At 72.9% G+C, this 21335-nt stretch carries 18 protein-coding genes and 1 pseudogene; 9 read left to right on the top strand and 10 right to left on the bottom strand.

The genetic code is table 11. The features are described from left to right. Positions 1 to 13: 13 nt before the first annotated feature. The 3 genes from AC24HA_RS05190 to AC24HA_RS05200 form a co-directional block, all read right to left on the bottom strand. Complete coding sequence (locus AC24HA_RS05190) at positions 14 to 1048, bottom strand: hypothetical protein (RefSeq protein WP_487563588.1); 1035 nt, start codon at positions 1046 to 1048, stop codon at positions 14 to 16. A gap of 154 nt (positions 1049 to 1202) precedes the next feature. Next, on the bottom strand, positions 1203 to 2444 hold the full coding sequence (locus AC24HA_RS05195) for an acyltransferase family protein (protein WP_425709259.1): 1242 nt from the start codon (positions 2442 to 2444) through the stop codon (positions 1203 to 1205). Beyond that, the gene (locus AC24HA_RS05200) at positions 2441 to 4408 is read right to left on the bottom strand and encodes a glycosyltransferase (RefSeq protein WP_425709258.1); all 1968 of its coding nucleotides are present in this window, start codon (positions 4406 to 4408) and stop codon (positions 2441 to 2443) included. The genes AC24HA_RS05195 and AC24HA_RS05200 overlap by 4 nt, the downstream gene beginning before the upstream one ends. Before the next feature lie 157 nt (positions 4409 to 4565). Here AC24HA_RS05200 and AC24HA_RS05205 point away from each other — a divergent pair, with 157 nt between their 5' ends. Continuing rightward, positions 4566 to 6341 carry an ABC transporter ATP-binding protein gene (locus AC24HA_RS05205; protein WP_425709257.1) on the top strand — a complete coding sequence of 592 codons (1776 nt, stop codon included), beginning with the start codon at positions 4566 to 4568 and terminating at the stop codon, positions 6339 to 6341. 46 nt (positions 6342 to 6387) lie between these two features. After that, positions 6388 to 7512: a glycosyltransferase family protein gene (locus AC24HA_RS05210; RefSeq protein ID WP_425709256.1), complete on the top strand. Its 1125-nt coding sequence runs from the start codon at positions 6388 to 6390 to the stop codon at positions 7510 to 7512. On the opposite strand, the gene AC24HA_RS05215 is transcribed toward AC24HA_RS05210, so the two are convergent. Genes AC24HA_RS05215 through AC24HA_RS05225 form a run of 3 tightly spaced genes read right to left on the bottom strand, consistent with a single transcriptional unit; the run spans position 7509 to position 9442 of the window. Next, positions 7509 to 7952: a type II toxin-antitoxin system VapC family toxin gene (locus tag AC24HA_RS05215; protein WP_425709255.1), complete on the bottom strand. Its 444-nt coding sequence runs from the start codon at positions 7950 to 7952 to the stop codon at positions 7509 to 7511. The two genes, AC24HA_RS05210 and AC24HA_RS05215, sit on opposite strands and share 4 nt — an antisense overlap. Next, positions 7949 to 8215, bottom strand: coding sequence for a hypothetical protein (locus AC24HA_RS05220; protein ID WP_425709254.1), 267 nt, complete (start codon positions 8213 to 8215; stop codon positions 7949 to 7951). The genes AC24HA_RS05215 and AC24HA_RS05220 overlap by 4 nt, the downstream gene beginning before the upstream one ends. 30 nt (positions 8216 to 8245) lie before the next feature. Next, positions 8246 to 9442 carry a hypothetical protein gene (locus AC24HA_RS05225; RefSeq protein WP_425709253.1) on the bottom strand — a complete coding sequence of 399 codons (1197 nt, stop codon included), beginning with the start codon at positions 9440 to 9442 and terminating at the stop codon, positions 8246 to 8248. 49 nt (positions 9443 to 9491) lie between these two features. Here AC24HA_RS05225 and AC24HA_RS05230 point away from each other — a divergent pair, with 49 nt between their 5' ends. After that, positions 9492 to 10649 carry a glycosyltransferase family protein gene (locus AC24HA_RS05230; protein ID WP_425709252.1) on the top strand — a complete coding sequence of 386 codons (1158 nt, stop codon included), beginning with the start codon at positions 9492 to 9494 and terminating at the stop codon, positions 10647 to 10649. On the opposite strand, the gene AC24HA_RS05235 is transcribed toward AC24HA_RS05230, so the two are convergent. After that, entirely contained in the window at positions 10630 to 11718 is a 1089-nt protein-coding gene (locus AC24HA_RS05235; RefSeq protein WP_425709251.1) for an acyltransferase family protein, read from the bottom strand. The two genes, AC24HA_RS05230 and AC24HA_RS05235, sit on opposite strands and share 20 nt — an antisense overlap. Positions 11719 to 11768: 50 nt before the next feature. Further along, positions 11769 to 12359, bottom strand: coding sequence for a hypothetical protein (locus AC24HA_RS05240; RefSeq protein WP_425709250.1), 591 nt, complete (start codon positions 12357 to 12359; stop codon positions 11769 to 11771). Positions 12360 to 12559: 200 nt separating this feature from the next. Here AC24HA_RS05240 and allB point away from each other — a divergent pair, with 200 nt between their 5' ends. Then, positions 12560 to 14044 carry an allantoinase AllB gene (allB, locus tag AC24HA_RS05245; RefSeq protein ID WP_425709249.1) on the top strand — a complete coding sequence of 495 codons (1485 nt, stop codon included), beginning with the start codon at positions 12560 to 12562 and terminating at the stop codon, positions 14042 to 14044. 3 nt (positions 14045 to 14047) lie between these two features. Here allB and AC24HA_RS05250 read toward each other — a convergent pair whose 3' ends face one another. Then, a complete protein-coding gene (locus AC24HA_RS05250; RefSeq protein ID WP_425709248.1) occupies positions 14048 to 14905 on the bottom strand; it encodes a bifunctional allantoicase/(S)-ureidoglycine aminohydrolase in 858 nt (285 codons plus the stop codon). Positions 14906 to 15069: 164 nt separating this feature from the next. On the opposite strand from AC24HA_RS05250, the gene uraD reads away from it, so the two are divergent. The 5 genes from uraD to xdhC all read left to right on the top strand — a co-directional run bounded on the left by uraD (position 15070) and on the right by xdhC (position 21113). Further along, a complete protein-coding gene (uraD, locus tag AC24HA_RS05255; protein ID WP_425709247.1) occupies positions 15070 to 15567 on the top strand; it encodes a 2-oxo-4-hydroxy-4-carboxy-5-ureidoimidazoline decarboxylase in 498 nt (165 codons plus the stop codon). Beyond that, positions 15564 to 15902 carry a hydroxyisourate hydrolase gene (uraH, locus tag AC24HA_RS05260; protein WP_425709246.1) on the top strand — a complete coding sequence of 113 codons (339 nt, stop codon included), beginning with the start codon at positions 15564 to 15566 and terminating at the stop codon, positions 15900 to 15902. Before uraD ends, uraH begins: the two co-directional genes overlap by 4 nt. Positions 15903 to 16132: 230 nt before the next feature. Continuing rightward, on the top strand, positions 16133 to 17728 hold the full coding sequence (locus AC24HA_RS05265) for a xanthine dehydrogenase small subunit (RefSeq protein WP_425709245.1): 1596 nt from the start codon (positions 16133 to 16135) through the stop codon (positions 17726 to 17728). Further along, on the top strand, positions 17725 to 20217 hold the full coding sequence (xdhB, locus tag AC24HA_RS05270; protein WP_425709244.1) for a xanthine dehydrogenase molybdopterin binding subunit: 2493 nt from the start codon (positions 17725 to 17727) through the stop codon (positions 20215 to 20217). Before AC24HA_RS05265 ends, xdhB begins: the two co-directional genes overlap by 4 nt. Then, positions 20217 to 21113 (top strand): xanthine dehydrogenase accessory protein XdhC, encoded by an 897-nt coding sequence (xdhC, locus tag AC24HA_RS05275; RefSeq protein WP_425709243.1) that lies wholly within the window; start codon positions 20217 to 20219, stop codon positions 21111 to 21113. Before xdhB ends, xdhC begins: the two co-directional genes overlap by 1 nt. Here xdhC and AC24HA_RS05280 read toward each other — a convergent pair. Further along, a pseudogene (locus tag AC24HA_RS05280) lies at positions 21091 to 21276 on the bottom strand (O-methyltransferase); the annotation flags it as partial. The gene xdhC and the pseudogene AC24HA_RS05280 overlap by 23 nt on opposite strands. Between the last annotated feature and the right edge of the window lie 59 nt (positions 21277 to 21335).

The raw sequence follows: 21335 nt of genomic DNA on the forward strand, positions 1-21335 counted from the left end.
CCCTTTGCGCCGGTCAGTCGGGCAGGTCGCCGCCGTTGATGTACATCGCCTCGGTCTGGCCACCGTCGCAGGCCGGTGCCGAGTCGCCGAACAGGGCGGGGATCGCGCCGATCTGGCCCTTGTCTACCGCGTACTCGGTGCCGAGTACAGCGATGGAGCCGTCGTCCAGGCGTACAGCGAGGTTCCCCTCGTCATCGCTCACGGGTTCAGCTCCTTCAGCGAGGACCGCCAGGCGCGTGAGATCGGTGCTGCCGGTGCTGACGACGACGAGGCACCCGTCCTCGACCTCGAGCGTGCCGTAGAACATGTCGTCGGTCCCCGTGAGGGCCAGGGTCACGGTCTCCGGCAGCGTCGCGATCGAGAACTGGTCGGTCTCGCCCCAGACGTCGCCGGCGGCGAACCGGAAGCGGTCGTCCTCTCTCTGGAGGACGAGGTCGTCCCCGCCGCCGGACGCACCGACCTCGACGACGATCGAGTCGAGGACCTCGGCCTCGTCGACGCTCGCGGCCCCGAGCAGCGACTCGTCGAGGTCGAGAGCCCCGGACGTCAGGAGCTCCTCGAGCGCGTCGGCCGCCTCCTGGGTCGAGACCTCGACGCTGATCTCGCCCGAGACCGGGTCCGCCACTGTCGATATACCGATCCCGGGCGCGAGGTGCTCGGACAGCGCCATGTGCACGGCGACGGTGACCGACTCGGCGGCCTCGGCGTCGTACGCCGCCCCGCCGTGGGCGAACATCCCGGGCTCGGCCGCCAGTTCCTCGACGACGTCGGCCGGGACTTCGCCGGTGAAGTACAGGTGCGCGGTGGCATCGTCCCGGAGCTCGGAGACGGTGAAGGTGTCAGCGTGGCGGGTGGCGATCGAGGTGATCACGGGTGCGGCACGCTCCTGCATCGCGATCCGGTCGTCGAGCTCACCGGGCTCGATCTCGCCGCGCGCGATCTGAGCCTGGATGTCCTCCCAGGCGGCATCGGAGATGCCGTCGGGCCGGTCGGGCACGGCGGCGGCCGAGCTCGTCAGCACCGCGGTGGCGGCTCCGACCGCAAGCACGGTCGCAGCAAGTGTCTGTCCGGTTCGCCTCATCGCGCGTGCCAGCCCCTCAAGCCGGGAATCGTCGTGACGGCCACTGTACGGAACCCGCGTAGGGAGCACAGCGACCGGGGCCGACCTGAGAGCGAACCGTGACGAGCTTGTGCGCGCGTGCCTATCGCTCCCGGGCCCGCGCCTCACGCTCACGGTCCCGCCGGTCCTTCCACCGCCGCATCCGCCGCTCGATCGGCTTCTCGACCCAGGCGTGCAGCGCCCACGCGCCGGCGATCGCGGGCACGAGCACGGCCGCGTACACACCGAGGTTCGCCCACCCCATCGGCTGCAGCCCGAACCACCCGCGGCACGCGTAGATCAGCGTCGCGTGCAGGAGGTAGAAGGCGAAGCTCCACTCGCCGAGCCGCACGAGCCAGCCGGCGGGCGCACCGCGCCCCGACCCGTCCGCGCGACCGCGCAGCTCCCGCACCGCGTAGGCGAGGATGACGATCCCGCACGCCGCGGGGATCATCACCGGCGACAACGGACCGAGGCGCAGCGCCTCCCACACGCCCGGCGCGCGCAGCGGGCCGAGGAAAACCCCCGCGCAGACCACGAGCAGCAGCCCGAGCACCACCGGCACCGGGAGCCGCGGCCGCCAGCCGAGCCGCACGGCGTGCGCGAGCGCCATCCCGAGGCAGAACTCCCACAGCCGCAGCACTGGACGCGGCAGATGGGCGAGCGCGTCGATCTCGGAGCGCGCGATGTACAGCACGGCGGCGGTCACCGGGATCACGAGCAGCACCGCCAGGGCCGCACGGCGCCCGGTCCGGCCGAGCAGGCGGTCGAGCCACGGGTGCGTGGCGTAGAAGAACGCCTCGAGCGACAGCGTCCACGACGCCGGGTTGCCCGAGAACACCACCTCGTTGTTCGCCGACCAGCCGTGCAGCAGCACCACCGAGAGCAGCAGCACCGCCGACAGGGGCCGGACCCAGCTCTCCTCGACGTCCGCGGGTGGCCCGACGAACACCGGCACCGCGAGCAGGAGCGCCACCATGTGCGCCGGCCAGATCCGGGCGAACCTGCGCCAGTAGAAGGTCGAGACGCGGGTGCCGGGGCGCGCCGACCACGTGAGCACGAAGCCCGACAGCACGAAGAAGAACGCCACGCCCTGGGCGCCGAGGCTGAGCGGACCGGCGATCGGGAGCGGCGCGAAATTCGTCATGTGGTGCGCGAACACGGCCAGCGCGGCCCACCAGCGCAGCGCGGTGAGCGAGTCGAGGCGGGGGAGCGTGCCGGGTACGCCGGGCTCGGTCCACCGTCCGCGTGGTGCCCCGCTCCGTCGAGCAGTGGGCACCGCGCCGGACCCCGGGCCCTCGCCGGTCATCGTGCCATCGCCGCCCGCCCCGCGGCGGTCACTCACCCCCGTGACCCCGCGTCTCCCGCCGGCGGCTCGCGCCGGACCAGCCGCTCGGCCGCCGCGACGCCGTGCACGGCGGCGGGGACGACCCCGCGCCTCAGCCACGACCAGGCCGTCCGAACGGCGGGCAGGTCGACGGCGACGGCCACGCCCGCCTGGCCGGCCAGCGCCTCCGCCGTGGCGTCGGACCGGGCGGCGCGCCACACGGTACGGGTGTCGTCCAGCGGGCTGAGCGTCGCGAGCAGCCGACCGGGCACCGAGCGTCTGGCGGCCGCATCGATCGCCCGGTACCTCCCGGAGCGCGCGATCGCCGCGAGCGGCGATCGGTCCTCGGCGATGACGTGCACGACGGCGACACCCGCCACCGGCGTGCGTGGCGCCGTGCGGCACACGAGCGTGACGTGTGCCGGCGACTCCGGGCTCCCCAGTCGTTCGGCCAGGTCCCCGGCGCCGGCCGACCGCGCCAGCACCTCGTCGGCCGGATCCTCGGAGCCCACGACGAGGACGAACCGCCGCGGGGCAGCGACGTCGGCATCGTCGGCGCCCGACGCCGCAGCCGACTCCACGGCCTCGGTGTTATCGGGCAGCACGCGTGCCGGGACCTCGTGCGCAGCCACCTCTGGGACGGGCAGGCCGAGCTCGGCCGCGCGGCGAGCGACGATGTCCCCGAGCTCGGCCACGCGCGGCGCGAGCTGCTCCTCGCGCGCATACCGCCGTGCCCAGTCCCGGGTCGCCGCCACGGAGGCCGGGGTCGCCGAGCGCGCGAGCGCAGCGCCAGCCACGAGCGCGTCCGCGACGTCGTCGGCGGACATCGACTCCGTCAGCACCCACGCGGGATGCCCCTCGAGCACGGAGGACGCCGCCGACTCCGGGCCGTGCACCGACACGACCGGCAGCCCGGTCGCCGCGTGCTCGAAGACCTTCCCGCTGGTGACGTACCGCCCCGGGATGAGGGGCAGGGCGAGCACGTCGAAGCCCGCGTAGACCTGCGCGACCTCGGCCCGCGGCACGGGCCCGCCGTGCTCGACCCCGTCCCCGGCGAACTCGGCGAGCATCGCCAGGGTCCGCTCGTCCGGCGCACCCTGGTGGCCGACATGGCCCCGCAGCACGAGCCGTGCCCGAGCCACGTCCTCGTCCCGCGACCGCGCCGCACGCCACCCCTCGAGCAGCTCGCGCACGGGCACCGACCCGTAGAGCGTCCCGAGGTAGCCGAACGTCAGCGGCGCGGAGTCGTCGGGGGCGGCCGTCACGCGCAGCGCGTCGATCTCCTCACCGAGGTCTCCGTCGTACCCGTTGGCGACGACGTGGGTGCGGTCCGCGACCTCCGGCACCGTGGCGTCGTACCAGTCGCGGATCGGGGCGTTGACGAACCACGCCTCCTCGGCGCCGAGCAGCAGCTCGCGCTCGGTGCGCCAGGCCCGCGACCGCTCCCCGGACACGCGCCGCCCGGTGGTGACGTCGAGGGCCCAGCCGTCGCGGTAGTCGAGGACGTAGGGCACGTCGAACCGGCGCGCGAGGTGCTCACCCGGGACGAAGTCGACGTGGGGGTTGGACGTGCCGAGCACGAGGTCGACCGGGTGGCGTTCGTGCACCTGCTCGGCGGCGGCGCGCAGGTTGCCCGCCCAGCCACCGTAGACGCGCTCGGGGAAGCCGGCCTCCGAGGCCCGCATGAACGCGGAGAACCACGCCGGCTCCGAGGCCACCCGTCCCCGCGAGTACCGGGCGAGGTCGGTCTCGATGTGGGCCAGCTCCTGGCGCACGCGCAGCACGCGGATCGCCGGGTGCACGCGGTCCTCCAGCGAGGTGTCCGCCCCGAACAGCTCGGTGAACAGCTCGCGCGGCGCGGTGAGGACGGTGACGTCCCAGCCGGCGTCGGCGAACGCGTTGGCGGTGGCCAGCGCCCGGTAGACGCCGGACCCCCGGCAGGGCGGGAAGCCCCAGGCGACGTAGAGCAGGTGTGGACGCACCCGGCAAGGATAGGGACGACGACGGCCGAGCGTGGTGGAGGGCACCGGGGGGTCCTCGGACGGTGCCCGGCGCCGCGTGGCACGATGAACGGCACGCGCCGGCCGGTGCGACCCGCGGCCGCCCACGGCGCCCGGACGACGAGCAGCAGGAGCACGGGTGAAGGATCTACTGAGGACGACGCGGACGCTGCTGCCGATGCTTCCGTCCGGCGCCCGGCGCTACCTGCTCATGTACTCGGTCGTCACGGCGATGCTCGCGCTCCTCGACGTCGTCGCGCTCGGCATCCTCGCCCTCGTCATGGCGCCGATGGTGTCGGGCCAGCCGGTGAGCCTGCCGCTCATCGGGGAGATCGGCACCGACGACTACATCTGGGTGCTCCTCGCGGTATGCCTGCTCATCTCGGCCAAGTCCATCGCCTCCCTGGCCATGCGCTGGGTCGCCACCCGCAAGTTCGCCGAGTACGAGATGGAGATCGGCGACCGGCTCTTCCGTGCCTACCTCCACTCGCCGTGGACGGACCGGCTCTCCCGCAACTCCGCCGAGCTCGTGCGCATGGCCGACGTCGGGATCGCCAACACGACCTCCGGCCTGCTCCTGCCGGTGGCCAGCCTGCCCACCGAGCTCGCCACCACGGCGGCCGTGCTGCTCGTTCTCGTCGTCGCCGAACCGATGATCGCGGCGATCACGGTCGTCTACCTCGGGGCGCTCGCCGCGCTGCTCTACCTCGTGGTCAACCCGAAGGCCCTCGTAGCGGGGCGGGTCAACCGGGACTACTCGCTGAAGACTGCCCGCCTGATGACCGAGATGGTGGCCACGCTCAAGGAGATCGTCCTGCGGGACAAGACCTCCGAGGTCGCCGACGTCGTGTGGGACAACCGGAAGCACGCCGTACGCGCGCGGTCCAACAGCCAGTTCCTCGGCCAGGCGCCGAAGTACGTCCTCGAGGTCGCCCTCGTCGGCGGGTTCGTGCTCGTCGGCGGCGTGGGCTACTGGCAGGGCGGCGCGACCGAGGCGTTCGCGGCCGTGGCGATGTTCGGTGTCGCCGGGTTCCGGATGATCCCCGCGATCACGCGCATGCAGGCGATCCTCACCCAGACCTCGACGACGCTCCCGCACGCGAAGCGGGTCATCTACGACATCCGGGCCTCGGAGAAGTTCATCCGCGACGCCGAGACGGTGGGCCGCGAGCCGATCGTCGGGGAGCCGCGCCAGCTGGTGCTCGACGGCGTCGGCTTCACCTACCCGACCTCGCAGGCGCCGGCGGTCCACGACATCGACCTGACGATCCGCATGGGCACGCACGTGGCGCTCGCAGGCTCGTCCGGCGCGGGCAAGTCCACGCTCGTCGACATCCTGCTCGGGCTGCTCGTCCCGCAGGAGGGAACGATGCTCATCGGCGACCAGGATCTCGACGACGTGCTCGCGGACTGGCGCTCCCGCGTGGGCTACGTCCCCCAGGACGTCTCCCTGTTCAACGGGTCGATCGCGCAGAACGTCGCGCTGGCCTGGGGCTCGACGATCGACGAGGATCGCGTGCGCGAGTGCCTGCGTCGCGCCCAGCTGCTCGACGCCGTCGAGGAGCGCGGCGGCCTCGACACGCTGGTCGGCGAGCGCGGGCTCGCGTTCTCCGGGGGCCAGCGCCAGCGCCTGGGCATCGCCCGCGCCCTCTACACCGACCCGCTCGTGCTCGTCATGGACGAGGCCACCTCCGCGCTCGACACCGCCACGGAGGAGGCCGTCACCCACGCCCTGCGCGAGCTGCACGGCGAGGTCACGGTCGTCACCGTCGCCCACCGGCTGTCGACCATCCGGCACGCCGATGAGGTCTGCTTCATGACCGGGGGCACGATCGCCGCGCGCGGCACGTTCGAGGAGGTCGTCGCCGCGCACCCCGAGTTCGCGCACCAGGCCAACCTCGCGGGCCTGGCGTAGTCGGGCGCGGCGCGACCGGGCTGCGCCGGATGGAACAATCGCGCCCATGACCCAGCCGACGCGGATGCTCATCATCTCGTTCTCGAAGATCGCGACCGACCCCCGCGTCCTCAAACAGGTCAGCTACTTCGCGGACCGATACGAGGTGACGACGTGCGGGTTCGGGCCGGCGCCCGAGGGCGTGGCCGAGCACATCGAACTGCCGCTCACCCACACGAACAAGCTCGACGGCCGCCTCATCACCTCGCGCATCTACCGGCTCGCGCTGTGGGCGCAGCGCGGTATGCGCAAGGCGCGCGAGCTGCTCAAGGGCAGGGAGTTCGACATCGCCCTCGCCAACGACTTCGAGGCCGTTCCGGTCGCGCTCGGCACGCGCCCGCGGTTCGGGGTCCACGCCGACATGCACGAGTACTTCCCGCGCTGGCGCGAGGAGCAGGACGCCTGGCGCCGCCGGATCGGGCCGTACTACCTCTCGCTCTGCAAGCGGTACCTGCCCCGGTGCCGTTCGCTCTCTACCGTCTCCGGCGGTCTCGCGCGGGAGTACCAGCGGATCACCGGGATGGACGTCGAGGTGGTGACGAACGCGACGCCCTACTACGACCTGGAGCCCGGGACCGTCGGTGAGCGGATCCGCCTGGTGCACTCGGGAGTCTCGCTGCGGCGCAGGCACCTCGAACTGACGATCGAGGCAGCGGGTCGGGCCTCCGACGTCGTCGAGCTCGACATGTACCTCATGAAGTCCGACCCCACGCACCTGGCCGAGCTAGAGGAGCTCGCGGCCGCCACGAGCAACGTCCGCATCCTCGATCCGGTCCCGTACGCGGAGCTCGTCGAGACTCTCAACCGCTACGACGCCGGTATCTTTGTCGTGCCTCCCGTGACGTTCAACCTCGAGTGGACGTTGCCGAACAAGTTCTTCGACTTCGTGCAGGCGCGGCTCGGCATCGTCACCGGCCCGAGCCCGGAGATGGCGGAGCTCACCCGGACGCACGGCCTCGGCGTCGTCACCGGCGGGTTCGCGGTCGACGACATCGAGGCGACGCTCGCCGGGCTCGACCGGGACGAGGTCGCGCGATTCAAGGCCGCGAGCCACGCCGTGGCGCAGGACCTCGCCGCGGAGGCCGAGGTCGAGAAGTGGGGTGCCGCGATCGAGAAGCTGCTGGCAGGCTAGACGTCGGCCAGGGCGATGCCGATCGCTTGGGCCGCGTCGTTCTGCCGGCGGTCGCGTGAGAGCAGACGCACCTCGTCCGGCGTTGACTCGCGGAACTGCGCACATGCGGCCAAGTGGATCGCATCCAGGGAACGCACCGGTGTGCTGAGGACATACCGCTGCGCGAGGGCGAGCGTGGCGCCATCCAGGGCGACGACACCGACGGGTCCGATGTCGGATGTGTCGGCGGCATATCGATCCATCAGGGTGGCTGCCGTGGATGCGTCGATCGTGCCTTGCCGAGTCGCCCGTGCGAACGCGCTCGCGATCTCGACGTCCGTCAGCTCGCTGGTGATCACCGGGTCCTCGTGCTCATACACGACCTGTGTCAGTCGGGCGGAGTCGGACTGGTCGCCCAGATAGACCCGGGCGAGCGCGCTGGTGTCGATGTAGATGATCACCGCTCGTCGCGTTCCGCGGACACGAGATCCGACGCGTACCCGGGAGGCGTGGAGACCTCCAGTTGGGGGTGCGGTGCGGGTCGTGCGGCGCGGGACGTCAACCGTCCGGCAGCGATCGCCTCGTCCTTCCACGCCTGTCGGCCGTCGACGGCAGCCCGAAGCAGCCGGGTGACGAATGCGTTGACGGACTCACCGGTCATGGCGGCGTGTGCCTTGACCGCATCGGCCAGCGGCTCGTCGAGCCGGGTGATGATCTGCTTCATGCCATGATGATAGCAGTCTTGGGTTTGATGCTATCGACCGGACCAGGTCTCCGCGACCCCGAGGAACGGCGCCAGCGCGGCCGCTGACGCCCGCCCGTCGTGGTGCGTCCGAGCCCATGACGGGCCGGTCGCCGCGACCTCGGTGAACCGGTCGCGATCCCGCAGGATCTCCTCCATCACCTCCGCGAAGGTCTCCGGGGTGGCGTCGATGACCGGCAGCTCGCCGTCGAGCCGGGACCGGACCCGCTCGTGCACGTGCCCGACGACGAGACGCCCCGCCGCCATCGCCTCCGCTGCGAGCGCGCCGACCGCCCCGAGGAGGATCTGGTCGACCACGATGTCCGCGCCGGCGACGAACTCCGGCATCTGCTCGTGCACCACCCCCTCGAGCCGCCGGTAGGTGATCCGCCCGGCGGCGTCGAGCCGCTCGAGCTCCGGCTCGATGACGGCCGTCCCCTTGAGCGCCGGGTTCGACGGCGCGTGCACCACGATCGGCCGCTGGTGGCCGAGCGCCGGCACCGTGTGCGGGGCGCCGAACCCCTCGACGTCGACGACGACCGGCAGCAGCGTGGCGCCGGGGGCGAGGTCGAGCAGGTCCGGCGTCGAGACGAAGATCGGCAGGTCCTCGACCTCGAGGAGCCGTTGCGCGGCACGGATCCGGTCCAGCGCGTCGTCGTCGACCGTGACCGCCGACCGGTAGGGGCTCGTCGGGTAGAGCTCGGCGTGGCGGACCGGGTCCCGGATCTCGGAGCCGTGGAGGACCACGGCAGGTGCCACGCCGGCCGCCCGGTAGGCGGCGATCTCCGCCCCGTCCGCCACCGCCGTCGTCATCGCGGTGGGGGAGTAACCGGTCTCGAGCAGGACGTGGCTGAAGCGCGCGAGCACCCCGTCGCGCCAGGCCGCTCGTCCCGGGCGCAGCGCGAGCGGCAGCCGGACGTCGGCCGGGTAGGAGAACCGGTCGACTCCGCCGGGCCGCTGCAGCGTCACCGACCGCGCGGCGACGCCCGCGAGGTGCGCCTCGACCGCGCGCGCCCACAGGAAGCCCTGGCCCGCCGTGTTCGTCGGCCCGACGAGCAGGCCGGCCTGGCGCTCCTCCGGGAGGAAGGGGACGAGGTCGCCGGCCGCGCGGAGCTCACGGACGAACAGGCGTCGCTCCACCGCCTCGCGCCGGTCGGTCGGGAGGCGCCGCACGCCGGCGGCCACGACGTCACGCAGGCTGGGGCTCATGCCGACAGTGTGCCGGTCGACCCGGGCCACGGGTGGGAACATGGGCGCCATGACGCATGCCGCCCCCGCGCCGGACCCGCGACCGTCGGTGCTCGTGATCTCGTACTCGACCCTGGTCTCCGACGCCCGGCTGCTGCGGCAGATCCGGCTGCTCGCGCGGACCTACGACGTCACGTCGTGCGGCTACGGCCCGGAGCCGGACGGGGTGGCGGCCCACGTCCGCATCCCCGACGATCTCGTCGCCTGGCACAAGGACCGGGCGCTGCTCATGCAGCGGCGGTTCGCCGCCGTCTACCGACGGAACTCGGTCAATTCCTACCTGCGGGACCAGCTGCCGGCCGGGTTCTTCGACGTCGTCGTCGCCAACGACGCCGACACCGTGCCGCTCGCGCTCGCGCTGCGGCCGAACGCCGGCGTCCACGCCGACCTCCACGAGTACGCGCCGCGCCAGCACGAGGCGTCCCCGCGCTGGAAGCTGTTCGTCGCGCCCTACTACCGGTGGCTGATCCGGACCTTCCTGCCCCTGTGCGACTCCGTCACCACGGTCGGTCGCGGCCTGGCCGAGGAGTACGCGCGGGAGTACGGCGTCGACGCCGGCGTCGTCGTCAACGCCGCCCCCTTCCGGGACGCGAGCCCGACGCCGGTCGGTACCCCGGTGCGCCTCGTCCACTCCGGCGGGGCGACGCGGGTGCGGGCCATCGAGGTGATGATGCGCGCCGTGACGGCCTCGACCTCCGGGGCCACGCTCGACCTCTACCTCATGCCGTCCGATCCCACCTACCTCGCCGAGCTCGCGGCCCTCGCCGAGACCTCGGACCGCGTCACCCTGCACGACGCCGTCCCGGCCGACGGGCTCGTCGAGACCCTCGCGGGCTACGACGTCGGGCTGTTCCTCGTCCCACCGGTGACCTTCAACCTCGAGTGGACGCTGCCGAACAAGTTCTTCGACTTCGTCCAGGCCCGTCTCGGCATCGTCGTGGGGCCGAACCCCGAGATGGCCGCCCTCGTGCACGGCCACGGCCTGGGCGCGGTGACCGAGGGGTACACCGAGGCCGACCTCACCGCCCTGCTCGACCGGCTCGACGCGGACGAGGTGGCCCGCTGGAAGGCCGGCTCCGCCGCTGCCGCGCGGGAGCTGGGGGCCGAGAACCAGATGACCGCGTGGTCGGACGCCGTCGCCGCGCTCGTCACGCGCGGACGGCCGTGAGCCGCTCCGGCGGCTGGAAGAGGACCCGCAGGGGCGTGCGCATCGCCGCGTCGTAGACGACGACGGACACGGCGACGCTCACGGCCACCAGCACGGGCGTCAGCCAGGTCGCCAACGCGTCGTTCGGGGGGAGCGGGCCGCCGAGGAGCAACGCCGCCAGCACCACGAGGTTGATGAGTACCGGGTGCACGAGGTAGATCGGCAGCGTTCTCCCGGCGATGTAGCGCGAGACGGTCCGCACCCGGCCGCTGCGCACGGCCAGGACCGAGCCGCCGACCGCCGCGGCCAGCCCGGCGACGGACAGCGGGAACGCCAGCGGCCGGTCGAGGCCGGCGAGGAGGGCGACGGCGGTCAGCCCGGTGAAGGCGGACCCGCCGATCAGCAGCACGGGCCACGGCGGGAGCTCGGAGAGCCGCTTGACGGCAGAGAACGCGTAGCAGCCGAGGAAGTACCAGAACGCGTACCGGGCCACCCGTACGACCGCGTAGGTGGCCAGCGACGGCACCGACTCCTCGATGACCGGCTCCAGGTAGGGGGCCGTGGCGGCGAGCACGAGCGTGAGGCCGAGCACCACGGCCGGCCACCGGCGCAGGAGCTTGGCCGTCACGAAGAACACGACGAGCACGGCGAGGAACCAGTAGGCGGTGCCGGCGAACGGGATCGCCTTGAGCCGGTCGAGCGCGTAGGCCTCGGGCGCGGCGGGCTGGTAGGCGAAGCCGGCGAAGGAGGCGAACGCCAGGCTCCACAGCACGTAGGGCCACAGCAGCACGAGGACCCGGCTGCGGGCGACCACCGGCCAGGGCCGTCGGACGGCGCGGTGCGCGAGGAGGCCTGCGGTGAGGAAGAAGAGCGGCATGCGCATCGGCAGGAGCACGTCGTTCGCCCGGGTCCAGAACACCGAGCCGAAGCCGTCCGGGTTCGGGAGCAGCCGGTCCATGCCCGCGCCCCCGAGGTGGTAGGCGACGACGAGGATGATCGCCGCGGCCTTGGCGGCGTCGACCCAGTGCAGCCGTTCCTGGGTCGGGGCGCCCGTGCGGGGTGTGGTGGGGGAGGGCGGTCGGTCCGGCATCGTCCCCGAGGGTAGAGGGTCGCTCGGGGCCGCCTCGGTCGTTCCGGTCGTCAGCCGGCGATCTCCCCGACCCGCTGACCGCGCGGGGCCAGCTCGGCGTCGAGCACCGCCCGGAGGTGGGCGAGCTCGTCCGCGTCGCGCGCACCGAGCTCGACGAGGACGTGCGGCGCGCCGTCGGAGGTGCGCACCGCCGCCGCCTGGCGCGGCGTCGTCGTCCGTTCCAGGGTGGTGCGCGGATCGGTGAGCAGGATCCGCACGACGCCGGCGGCGGACATCTCGACGCCGGCCACCTCGGACCACGGGACCGCCAGGCCGCCCGGACCGACGAGGCCGGAGTCCTCCACGAGGAGGTCGATCGCGTCCTCGCCGGTGCGCCGGTCGTTGCGCAGCCGCACGAGGGCCACCAGCGTCCCGCCCGCGCCGATCACGCCGACCGCGCCGAGCAGGAGGATCGCGAACAGTCGGCGCGTGACCTCCCCGGAGACGAGGCCGGCGATGCACACGACGGCCAGCGCCGTGAAGCCGAGCAGGACGAGGAGCTGGCGGCGCACCTTCCTGCGGCGCTCGCCGTCGTCGGCGACGAACCGGGCGAGGACGTCCGTGGCCCGTCCGGCGTCCGGGGTGGTGGGGTCGATCGACATGCTGCTCCTCGGGCTGCGTCGGGCTTGCAGTGCGAGGGTAGTCGCGCGGCGATTGACCGGCGCTCCTGCGTCGGCCTACGCTTCCGTTGTGCAGAAGGTGGATCTCACGAAGTGGAATCCATGCGTGCGATGATGGCGGACCGGCAGGAAGCCGCGGAGCGGTCGGTTGACGGCCCCGCCGAGCGATCGAGGGAGATCAGATGACCGACGAGACGACCTCCGCCCCGCCCCGGCGCGGCATCGCCGACGTCAACGACCCGGAGCGGGTCCGCGCCCAGATCCGCGAGTACCTCGCCGAGCACGGCCAGGCGGCTGCGCGCGAGGACGGCCCGGCCGGCAGGCGCGAGGACGGCACGGCGGACCTCGTCGTGCGCGGGCGCCGCGTGCACGGCCCGGACGGGTTCGCCTCGCGCGAGGTCGCGGTGCGGGACGGGCGCATCGTGGCCGTCGAGCCCCTCGGCGCCGGCCTGGTCGGCGACACCGTGATCGAGCTGGCGGACGACGAGGTCCTCCTGCCCGGCCTCGTGGACGCCCACGTCCACGTCAACGAGCCCGGCCGCACCGAGTGGGAGGGCTTCGCGAGCGCGACCCGCGCCGCTGCCGCCGGCGGCGTCACCACGATCGTCGACATGCCGCTGAACTCGATCCCGTCGACCGTCAACCGGCCGGCGCTGGAGTACAAGCGCCTCGTCGCGGCGCCGCAGGTCTTCGTCGACGTCGGCTTCTGGGGCGGCGCCGTCCCCGGCAACGTGCCGGACCTCGCGGACCTGCACGAGGACGGCGTGTTCGGCTTCAAGTGCTTCCTGTCCGGCTCGGGCGTGGACGAGTTCCCCCACCTCGAGGCCGACGAGCTCGAGGAGCACCTCACCGAGCTGACCCGCCTCGGCGCGATGATGATCGTCCACGCCGAGGACGACCGCTCGATCGGCCGGGCACCCGCCGCCGCGGGCGCCGGCTACGGCAGCTTCCTCGCGTCCCGCCCGCGCGGCGCCGAGAACCTGGCGATCGCCCAGCTCGTCGAGCGCACCCGCTGGACCGGCGGCCGCAGCCACGTCCTGCACCTGTCCTCCTCCGACGCCCTGCCGATGCTGCGCAGCGCGAAGGCCGACGGCGTCGACATCACCGCCGAGACCTGCCCGCACTACCTGGCCCTGAGCGCCGAGGAGGTCGCGGACGGCGCCACCACGCACAAGTGCTGCCCGCCGATCCGCGAGGAGAGCAACCGGGAGCTCCTCTGGGAGGGGCTGCTCGACGGCACGATCGACTACGTGGCCAGCGACCACTCGCCCTCGACCGTCGAGCTCAAGGATCTCGAGCGCGGCGACTTCGCCGTCGCGTGGGGCGGGATCTCCTCGGTCCAGCTCGGGCTGCCGATCGTGTGGACCGAGGCCCGCCGCCGGGGCATCGCCCTCGAGCGGGTCGTCGAGTGGATGTCCTCCCGCCCCGCGGACCGGCTGGGCCTGGTGCGCAAGGGGCGCATCGCCCCCGGGCAGGACGCCGACCTCGCGGTGCTCGCACCGGACGAGGAGTTCGTCGTGGTCGCCAAGGAGCTGCGCCACCGCAATCCGATCTCCGCCTACGACGGCAAGGAGCTCGCCGGCCAGGTGCGCCGCACGTTCGTGCGCGGAACCGAGGTCGACGCCGAGACCCCGCGGGGCCGGCTGCTGCGCCGCGGGGCCGACTGACGCCTACCGGTGCATGCCGCCCAGGCCGAGCGGGACGTGCCGGTTGACGTCCTTGTAGAGCAGGTAGCGGAACGGGGCGGGCCCGCCCGCGTAGCAGGCCTGGGGGCAGAAGGCGCGCAGCCACATGAAGTCGCCCTCCTGGACCTCGACCCAGTCCTCGTTGAGGCGGTACACGGCCTGTCCCTGGAGCACGTACAGCCCGTGCTCCATCACGTGGGTCTCGGCGAACGGGATGATGCCGCCAGGCAGGAACGTCACGATCGTCACGTGCATGTCGTGGCGGACGTCGGTCGGGTCGACGAAGCGCGTCGTGGCCCACCTGCCCTCGGTGTCCGGCATCGGGGTGGGCTCGACGTCGCGCTCGTTGGTCACGAACGACTCGGGCACGTCGACGCCGTCGACCCGCTGGTAGGACTTGCGGATCCACATGAACCGCACGGGCTCCGCGGCGTCGTTGGCCACCGTCCAGGTCTCCCCGGGGGCGACGAACGCGTAGCCGCCCGGCGTCATGTGGTGCTCTCCGGCTGCCTCGCCCGCGGACTCGCCCAGGGTCAGCGTGAGCTCGCCCTCCATGACGAACAGGACGGCCTCGGCGTCCGGGTCCTCCTCGGGGCGCTGCGACCCGCCGCCGGGGGAGACCTCCATGAGGTACTGCGAGAACGTCTCGGCGAACCCGGTCAGCGGGCGCGCGAGGACCCACAGCCGGGTGCCGCTCCAGTGCGGCAGGTTCGAGGTGACGATGTCCCGCTGGGTGCCGCGCGGGATGACGGCGTACGCCTCGCGGAACATGGCGCGGTCGGTGAGCAGGTCGGTCTGCGGCGGGTGGCCGCCGTGGGTGGCCCAGTACGTCGGCTCGGTCATCGGTGATCCTTCCGGGTCGGCTCTCTCGGCATGCTGCCACGGGCCCGCGGGCGTCCGCCCCCCGGATCGGCGAGGATCGTTGTTGACAGCGCCGATCCGGTGCCCATACGTTGCAATAGTCGGAAGTTGTATTCCGCTATCCGAAACTATCACGAGGTAGCCGCATGACGACCACCCTGAGCACCTTCAACGACGACGCGGACGCCGCCCGCGAGACGCTCCTGGCCTGCGTGCGCGTGCCGCGCTGGGCCGACGAGATCGTCGCCGGCCGCCCGTACGCGGGTGCCGACGACGTGCTGCACGCCGCCCGGACCGCCGCCGACCCGTGGACCGACGGCGAGGTCGACGGCGCCCTGGCCCGCCACCCGCGCATCGGCGAGCGGGCGAGCGGTGACGACGCCGACGCGGCCCACTCCGCGCGCGAGCAGTCCGGGGTCGACGCCGGGGACGCCTCCGTCGCCGAGCGGCTCCGCGCCGGCAACCTCGCCTACGAGGAGCGGTTCGGCCACGTCTTCCTCATCCGCGCCGCCGGCCGGGACGCCGAGGAGATCCTCGCCGCCCTCGAGCAGCGCCTGACCAACGACCCCGCCACCGAACGTCGCGTCGCCGCCGAGCAGCTGCGCGAGATCGCCGTCCTTCGACTCCAGGGAGAACTGTCATGACCTCGCACGTCACCACCCACGTCCTCGACGCCGTCACCGGGGTCCCGGCCGCCGGCATCGCCGTTCGCCTGCAGCGCCTCGACGGCGACGCCGCCACCGACGTGGCGAGCGGCACGACGAACGAGGACGGCCGCATCGGCGACCTCGGCCCCGAGGCGCTCGAGGCGGGCACCTACCGCATCTCGTTCGCCTCGGGCGACTACTTCCGAGCCCAGGGTCGGGAGACGTTCTTCCCGTCGGTGACGATCGACTTCTTCGTCGAGGCCGGTCGCGACCACTACCACGTGCCCTGCCTGCTCAGCCCGTTCGCCTACTCGACCTACCGCGGCAGCTGAGCGGTCCGACGGGCCCCCGCGCGCGCCTCACCCGCGCGATTTCAACCATCGTGTTGAACTTCACGATACGAAATTAATCTTCCAGAATCTTGCCGACCGGGTGTCGCGAGAGTAGTGTCGACCGCACGCGCCGGGGATGTCGTGAGGCCCCGTACGCGGACGCGACGGCCGTTCGGCCGGGGATGCGCACTCCCCACGCACGACGCTGCAGCTCGACAAGGAAGTGAGCAATGGCCCGCATCACGGTGAACGTCAACGGTGAGGACCGCGAGATCGACGGCGCCCCCGTGCACACGAACCTCCTCGACTGGCTGCGCTCGCTCGGCCTGACCGGGGCGAAGGAGGGGTGCGCCGAGGGTGAGTGCGGCGCGTGCGCGGTACTCGTGGCCCGCCCGGACGGCGAGGACCGCACCCGGTGGACCTCCGTCAACGCCTGCCTCCCGCCGGCGCTGGCCTTCGACGGCCAGGAGATCGTCACGAGCGAGGGCCTGGGCACCGCCGAGGGCGCCTGCGCCGTCGAGGACCTGCACCCCGTCCAGCGCGAGATGGCCGACCGCGGCGGGTCGCAGTGCGGCTACTGCACGCCCGGGTTCATCTGCTCGATGGCCGCGGAGTACTACCGCCCCGAGCGCACCGGTGCACCGGCCGACGCCGAGGTCAACCTCGCCGCAGGCTCCGACGGCACGGACGGGAGCGTCGGGACCGTCACGGGATCGACGCCGGCCGGTGCGACGACGGTCGTGGAGACCGCCGCGGTGCCCGCCGACACCAGCGACGCCCACGCCCACGAGACGGGCCCCAACGGCTTCGACATCCACTCCCTGTCCGGCAACCTCTGCCGCTGCACCGGCTACCGGCCGATCCGCGACGCCGCCTACGCGCTGGGCTCCCCGGAGTCGGAGGACCCGCTCGCGCAGCGCCTCGACGCCGCCGGGCCCGCGGCCCGCGCCACGGCCTACGCCGCGGGCGAGGCCGAGTTCCACCGGCCCGCGACCCTGACCGACCTCCTCGACCGGCTCGCCGAGCAGCCGGACGCGCAGATCGTGGCCGGGGCGACCGACGTCGGCGTCGAGCTCAACCTCCGGCACACGCGCCCGCCGGTGCTGCTCGCGGTCGACCGGCTCGCCGAGCTGCGCGACCTCACCCGGACCCCGGACCACGTCGAGATCGGGGCGGCCCTCACGCTCTCGGAGGTCGAGCGCGAGCTCGACGGCGAGATCCCGGTCCTGGCCGAGCTCTTCCCGCTGTTCGCCTCGCGCCTCATCCGCAACGGCGCCACGTTCGGCGGCAACCTCGGCACCGGCTCGCCCATCGGCGACGCGCCGCCGGCGCTGCTCGCGCTCGGCGCCTCCCTCGTGCTGGCCTCCCGCGGCGGCGAGCGCGTGGTCGACCTGGCCGAGTACTTCACCGGGTACCGCCAGACGGTGCGTGAGCCCGGCGAGATCATCAAGGCGGTGCGGATCCCGCTGTCGCTCGCGCCGACCACCGCCTTCTACAAGATCGCCAAGCGGCGCTTCGACGACATCTCGAGCGTCGCCGTCGCGATCGCCGCCCGGATCGAGGACGGCCTCGTGTCGGACATCCGCATCGGCGTCGGCGGCATCGCCGCCACCCCGGTCCGGGCGCTCGCCACCGAGGACGCGCTGCGGGGCCGACCGTGGAGCGAGGAGACCGTCTCCGCCGCGGCCCAGGTGATGTCCGGCGAGGGCACGCCGATGGACGACCACCGTGCGAGCTCGCGCTACCGCAGCGCGATGCTCGGTCAGGCCCTGTGCCGCTTCTATGTCGAGAACAGCCCGTCCGAGGTCCTGGAGGTGGCCCGATGAGTGCTCTGTCCGAGCGTCCCGTCAACCCGGTTGTCGGCCGCAGCGTCCCGCACGAGAGCGCGTCCCAGCACGTCACCGGGACCGCCCTGTACACGGACGACCTCACGGTCTCCACGCACGGCGTCCTGCACGCCTGGCCGGTGCAGGCACCGCACGCGCACGCGCGCATCACGTCCCTGCGGCCCGAGCCCGCCTACGACGTCCCCGGCGTCGTGCGGGTGCTCACGGCGGACGACGTCCCCGGCACCAACGACGCCGGTACGAAGGCCGACGAGCCCCTGTTCCCGCCGGAGGTCATGCACCACGGGCACGCCGTGTGCTGGGTGCTCGGCGAGACCCTCGAGGCGGCCCGGCTCGGCGCCGAGGCCGTCGAGGTCGACTACGAGCCGCTGCCCTCCACGCTCAGCCTGACGGAGGCCATCGCCACGGAGTCGTTCCAGGGCTCGCGGCCGACGATCGTCCGCGGCGACGCCGAGTCGGCCCTCGCGACCGCGGCCCACCGCTTCTCCGGCGAGTTCGAGTTCGCCGGCCAGGAGCACTTCTACCTCGAGACGCAGGCCGCGCTCGCCAAGGTCGACGAGGGCGGGCAGGTCTTCGTCCAGTCCTCCACCCAGCACCCCTCGGAGACGCAGGAGATCATCGCCCACGTCCTCGGCCTGCACAACCACGCCGTGACCGTCCAGAGCCTGCGGATGGGCGGCGGTTTCGGCGGCAAGGAGGCCCAGGCCAACGGGCCGGCCGCCGTCGCCGCCCTCGGCGCCGTGCTCACGGGCCGTCCGGTGCGCGTGCGCTACACCCGCACGCAGGACCTGACGATGACCGGCAAGCGGCACGGCTTCCACGCCACGTGGGACATCGGGTTCGACGAGGACGGCAGGATCGTGGGGCTGGACGCCACCCTCACGGCCGACGGCGGATGGTCCCTCGACCTGTCCGAGCCGGTCCTCGCCCGGGCGCTGTGCCACATCGACAACGCCTACTTCATCCCCGACGCCCGCATCCACGGGCGCATCGCGCAGACCCACAAGCAGTCGAACACCGCGTTCCGCGGCTTCGGCGGCCCGCAGGGCGCGCTCGTCATGGAGGACATCCTCGGCCGGTGCGCCCCGCTGCTGGGCATCGAGCCGGGCGAGCTGCGCCGCCGGAACTTCTACGCGCCCGGCCAGTCCACGCCCTACGGGATGCCCGTGCGGCACGCCGAGCGGCTCGAGGCCCTGTGGCAGCAGGCGCTCGACTCCTCCGACCACGCCGAGCGGACGGCCCGCGTGGCCGAGTTCAACGCGAGCCACCGGTTCACCAAGCGGGCGATCGCGATGACTCCGGTGAAGTTCGGCATCTCGTTCAACCTCACGGCCTTCAACCAGGCGGGGGCGCTCGTGCACGTGTACAAGGACGGCTCGGTGCTCATCAACCACGGCGGCACCGAGATGGGGCAGGGGCTGCACACGAAGATGCGGCAGGTCGCCGCCACCGCCCTGGGTGTCAACCTCGAGGACGTGCGGCTCGCACCGACCCGCACCGACAAGGTGCCCAACACCTCTGCGACGGCGGCCAGCACCGGCGCCGACCTCAACGGCGGTGCGGTGAAGAACGCCTGCGAGCAGATCCGCGGCAACATGGCCGAGGTCGCTGCCCGGCAGTTCAACTGCCACCCCGAGGACGTGCGGTTCTCCGGCAGCCGGGTCACCGCGCTGGGCGTGGGCGACGCCGAGCTGACGTTCGCCGAGCTGGCCCACAAGGCGTACTTCCAGCGCGTGCCGCTGTTCGCGGCCGGCTACTTCCGCACGCCCGGCCTGCACTGGGACGCCAAGACGTTCCAGGGTGAGCCCTTCCGGTACTTCGCCTACGGCGTGGCCGTCTCCGAGGTCGAGGTCGACGGCTTCGACGGCGCCTACCGCTTCCTGCGCACCGACATCGTGCACGACGTCGGGGACAGCCTCTCCCCGCTCGTCGACGTCGGGCAGGTCGAGGGCGGCTACGTCCAGGGCGTCGGCTGGCTCACGCAGGAGGAGCTGGTCTGGGACCAGTCGGACTCCGACAGGCGTGGCCGGCTCGCCACCCAGGCCGCGAGCACGTACAAGCTGCCGAGCTTCTCCGAGATGCCCGAGGAGCTCAACGTGCACTTCCTCGAGCGCGCGGAGGAGACCGGGGTGGTCTACGGCTCCAAGGCCGTCGGCGAGCCGCCGCTGCTGCTCGCGTTCGCGGTGCGCGAGGCGCTGCGCGAGGCGGTGGCCGCATTCGGCCCGGGCGGCCGCGAGGTGCGGCTCGCGAGCCCCGCGACCCCCGAGGCCGTCTACTGGGCGATCGAGGCCGCCCGAGCACCCGGCGACGACGTCGACGGCGTCCCGGGATCCCCGGCCACGGCCGGAGTGCACCACGGCGCCGACGCGAACGGTGCCGAGACGAACGGTGCCGAGACCAACGGCGCCGCGACCCGGAGCGACACCTCTCGCCCGGGCGCGACACCGGTCCCGGTCGCGGGGGCCTGATGGACTGGCTCGCCGCGCTGCAGCTCCTCCGCGAGGAGGGGCGGCCCGGCGTGCTCGCCACCGTGCTCACGGTGCGCGGGCACGCCCCGCGCGAGTCGGGCGCCAAGATGGTGGTCGGCGTCGACGGGACCTGGGGCAGCGTCGGTGGGGGCAACCTCGAGGCGAGCGTCGTCGAGCGTGGCCGCGAGGTCATCGTCGAGGGCCTGACCGCGCCCGAGCAGATGTCGTTCGGGCTCAACGAGCACGCCGACAACGCGCACGGCACCCAGTGCTGCGGCGGCGACGTCACCGTGCTGCTCGAGCCGTTCGTCGCCCGACCCTCGATCGCCGTGTTCGGCCTCGGGCACGTCGGCCTGGAGCTCGGACGGATCCTCGCGCGTCTGCCCGTCTCGCTCCACCTCGTGGACAGCCGGGCGGAGATGGTCGACGCCGAGCGGCTCGCCGACGTCGTCGGGAGCGCCACCGTCCACCGTCACCACGCGCCGGCGCCCGAGGTCGTCCTGCGCGGGCTGCCCGCGGGCTCCCACGTGATGATCATGAGTCACGACCACTCCGAAGACCTGTTCCTCTGCGACGCTGCCATCACGCGCGGCGACCTGGGCAGCGTCGGCCTCATCGGGTCGCGCGCCAAGTGGCTGCGCTTCCGGAAGCGGCTGGGCGAGGCCGGCCACGACGCCGCCGCGATCGAGTCGATCCACAGCCCCATCGGGAGCCCCGGCATCTCGGGCAAGACTCCCGAGGTCATCGCCATCAGCGTGGCCGCGTCCCTCGTGCAGGTCCTCGAGGGCGGCGAGATCGCGCGCGGCTGGGGGAGCGGGACCGTCGTCCCTCGCGAATGGACCACGACCGACGTCGACGGGACGAGCCCGATGCCTACCGCCGTCGAAGGACGATGAGTCCGTCCCAGCCCTTGACGCCGACCGTCTGAACGGCGGTCGCTTCGAGGGAGGGGTCGACCACCGCTCCGTCCCGCACCACGTTGTCGATGACGATGACGGCACCAGGACGGGTGAGCCGCAGCGCCGCCTCGAGATGGATCGGATTGCTCGGCTTGTCGGCGACTCCCGCGCGTTCGACATCCGCCCGGGCCGCACGTGCATCGTGCCGCGAGGTATCCA

The sequence above is a fragment of the Georgenia sp. Z1491 genome (assembly GCF_057652395.1).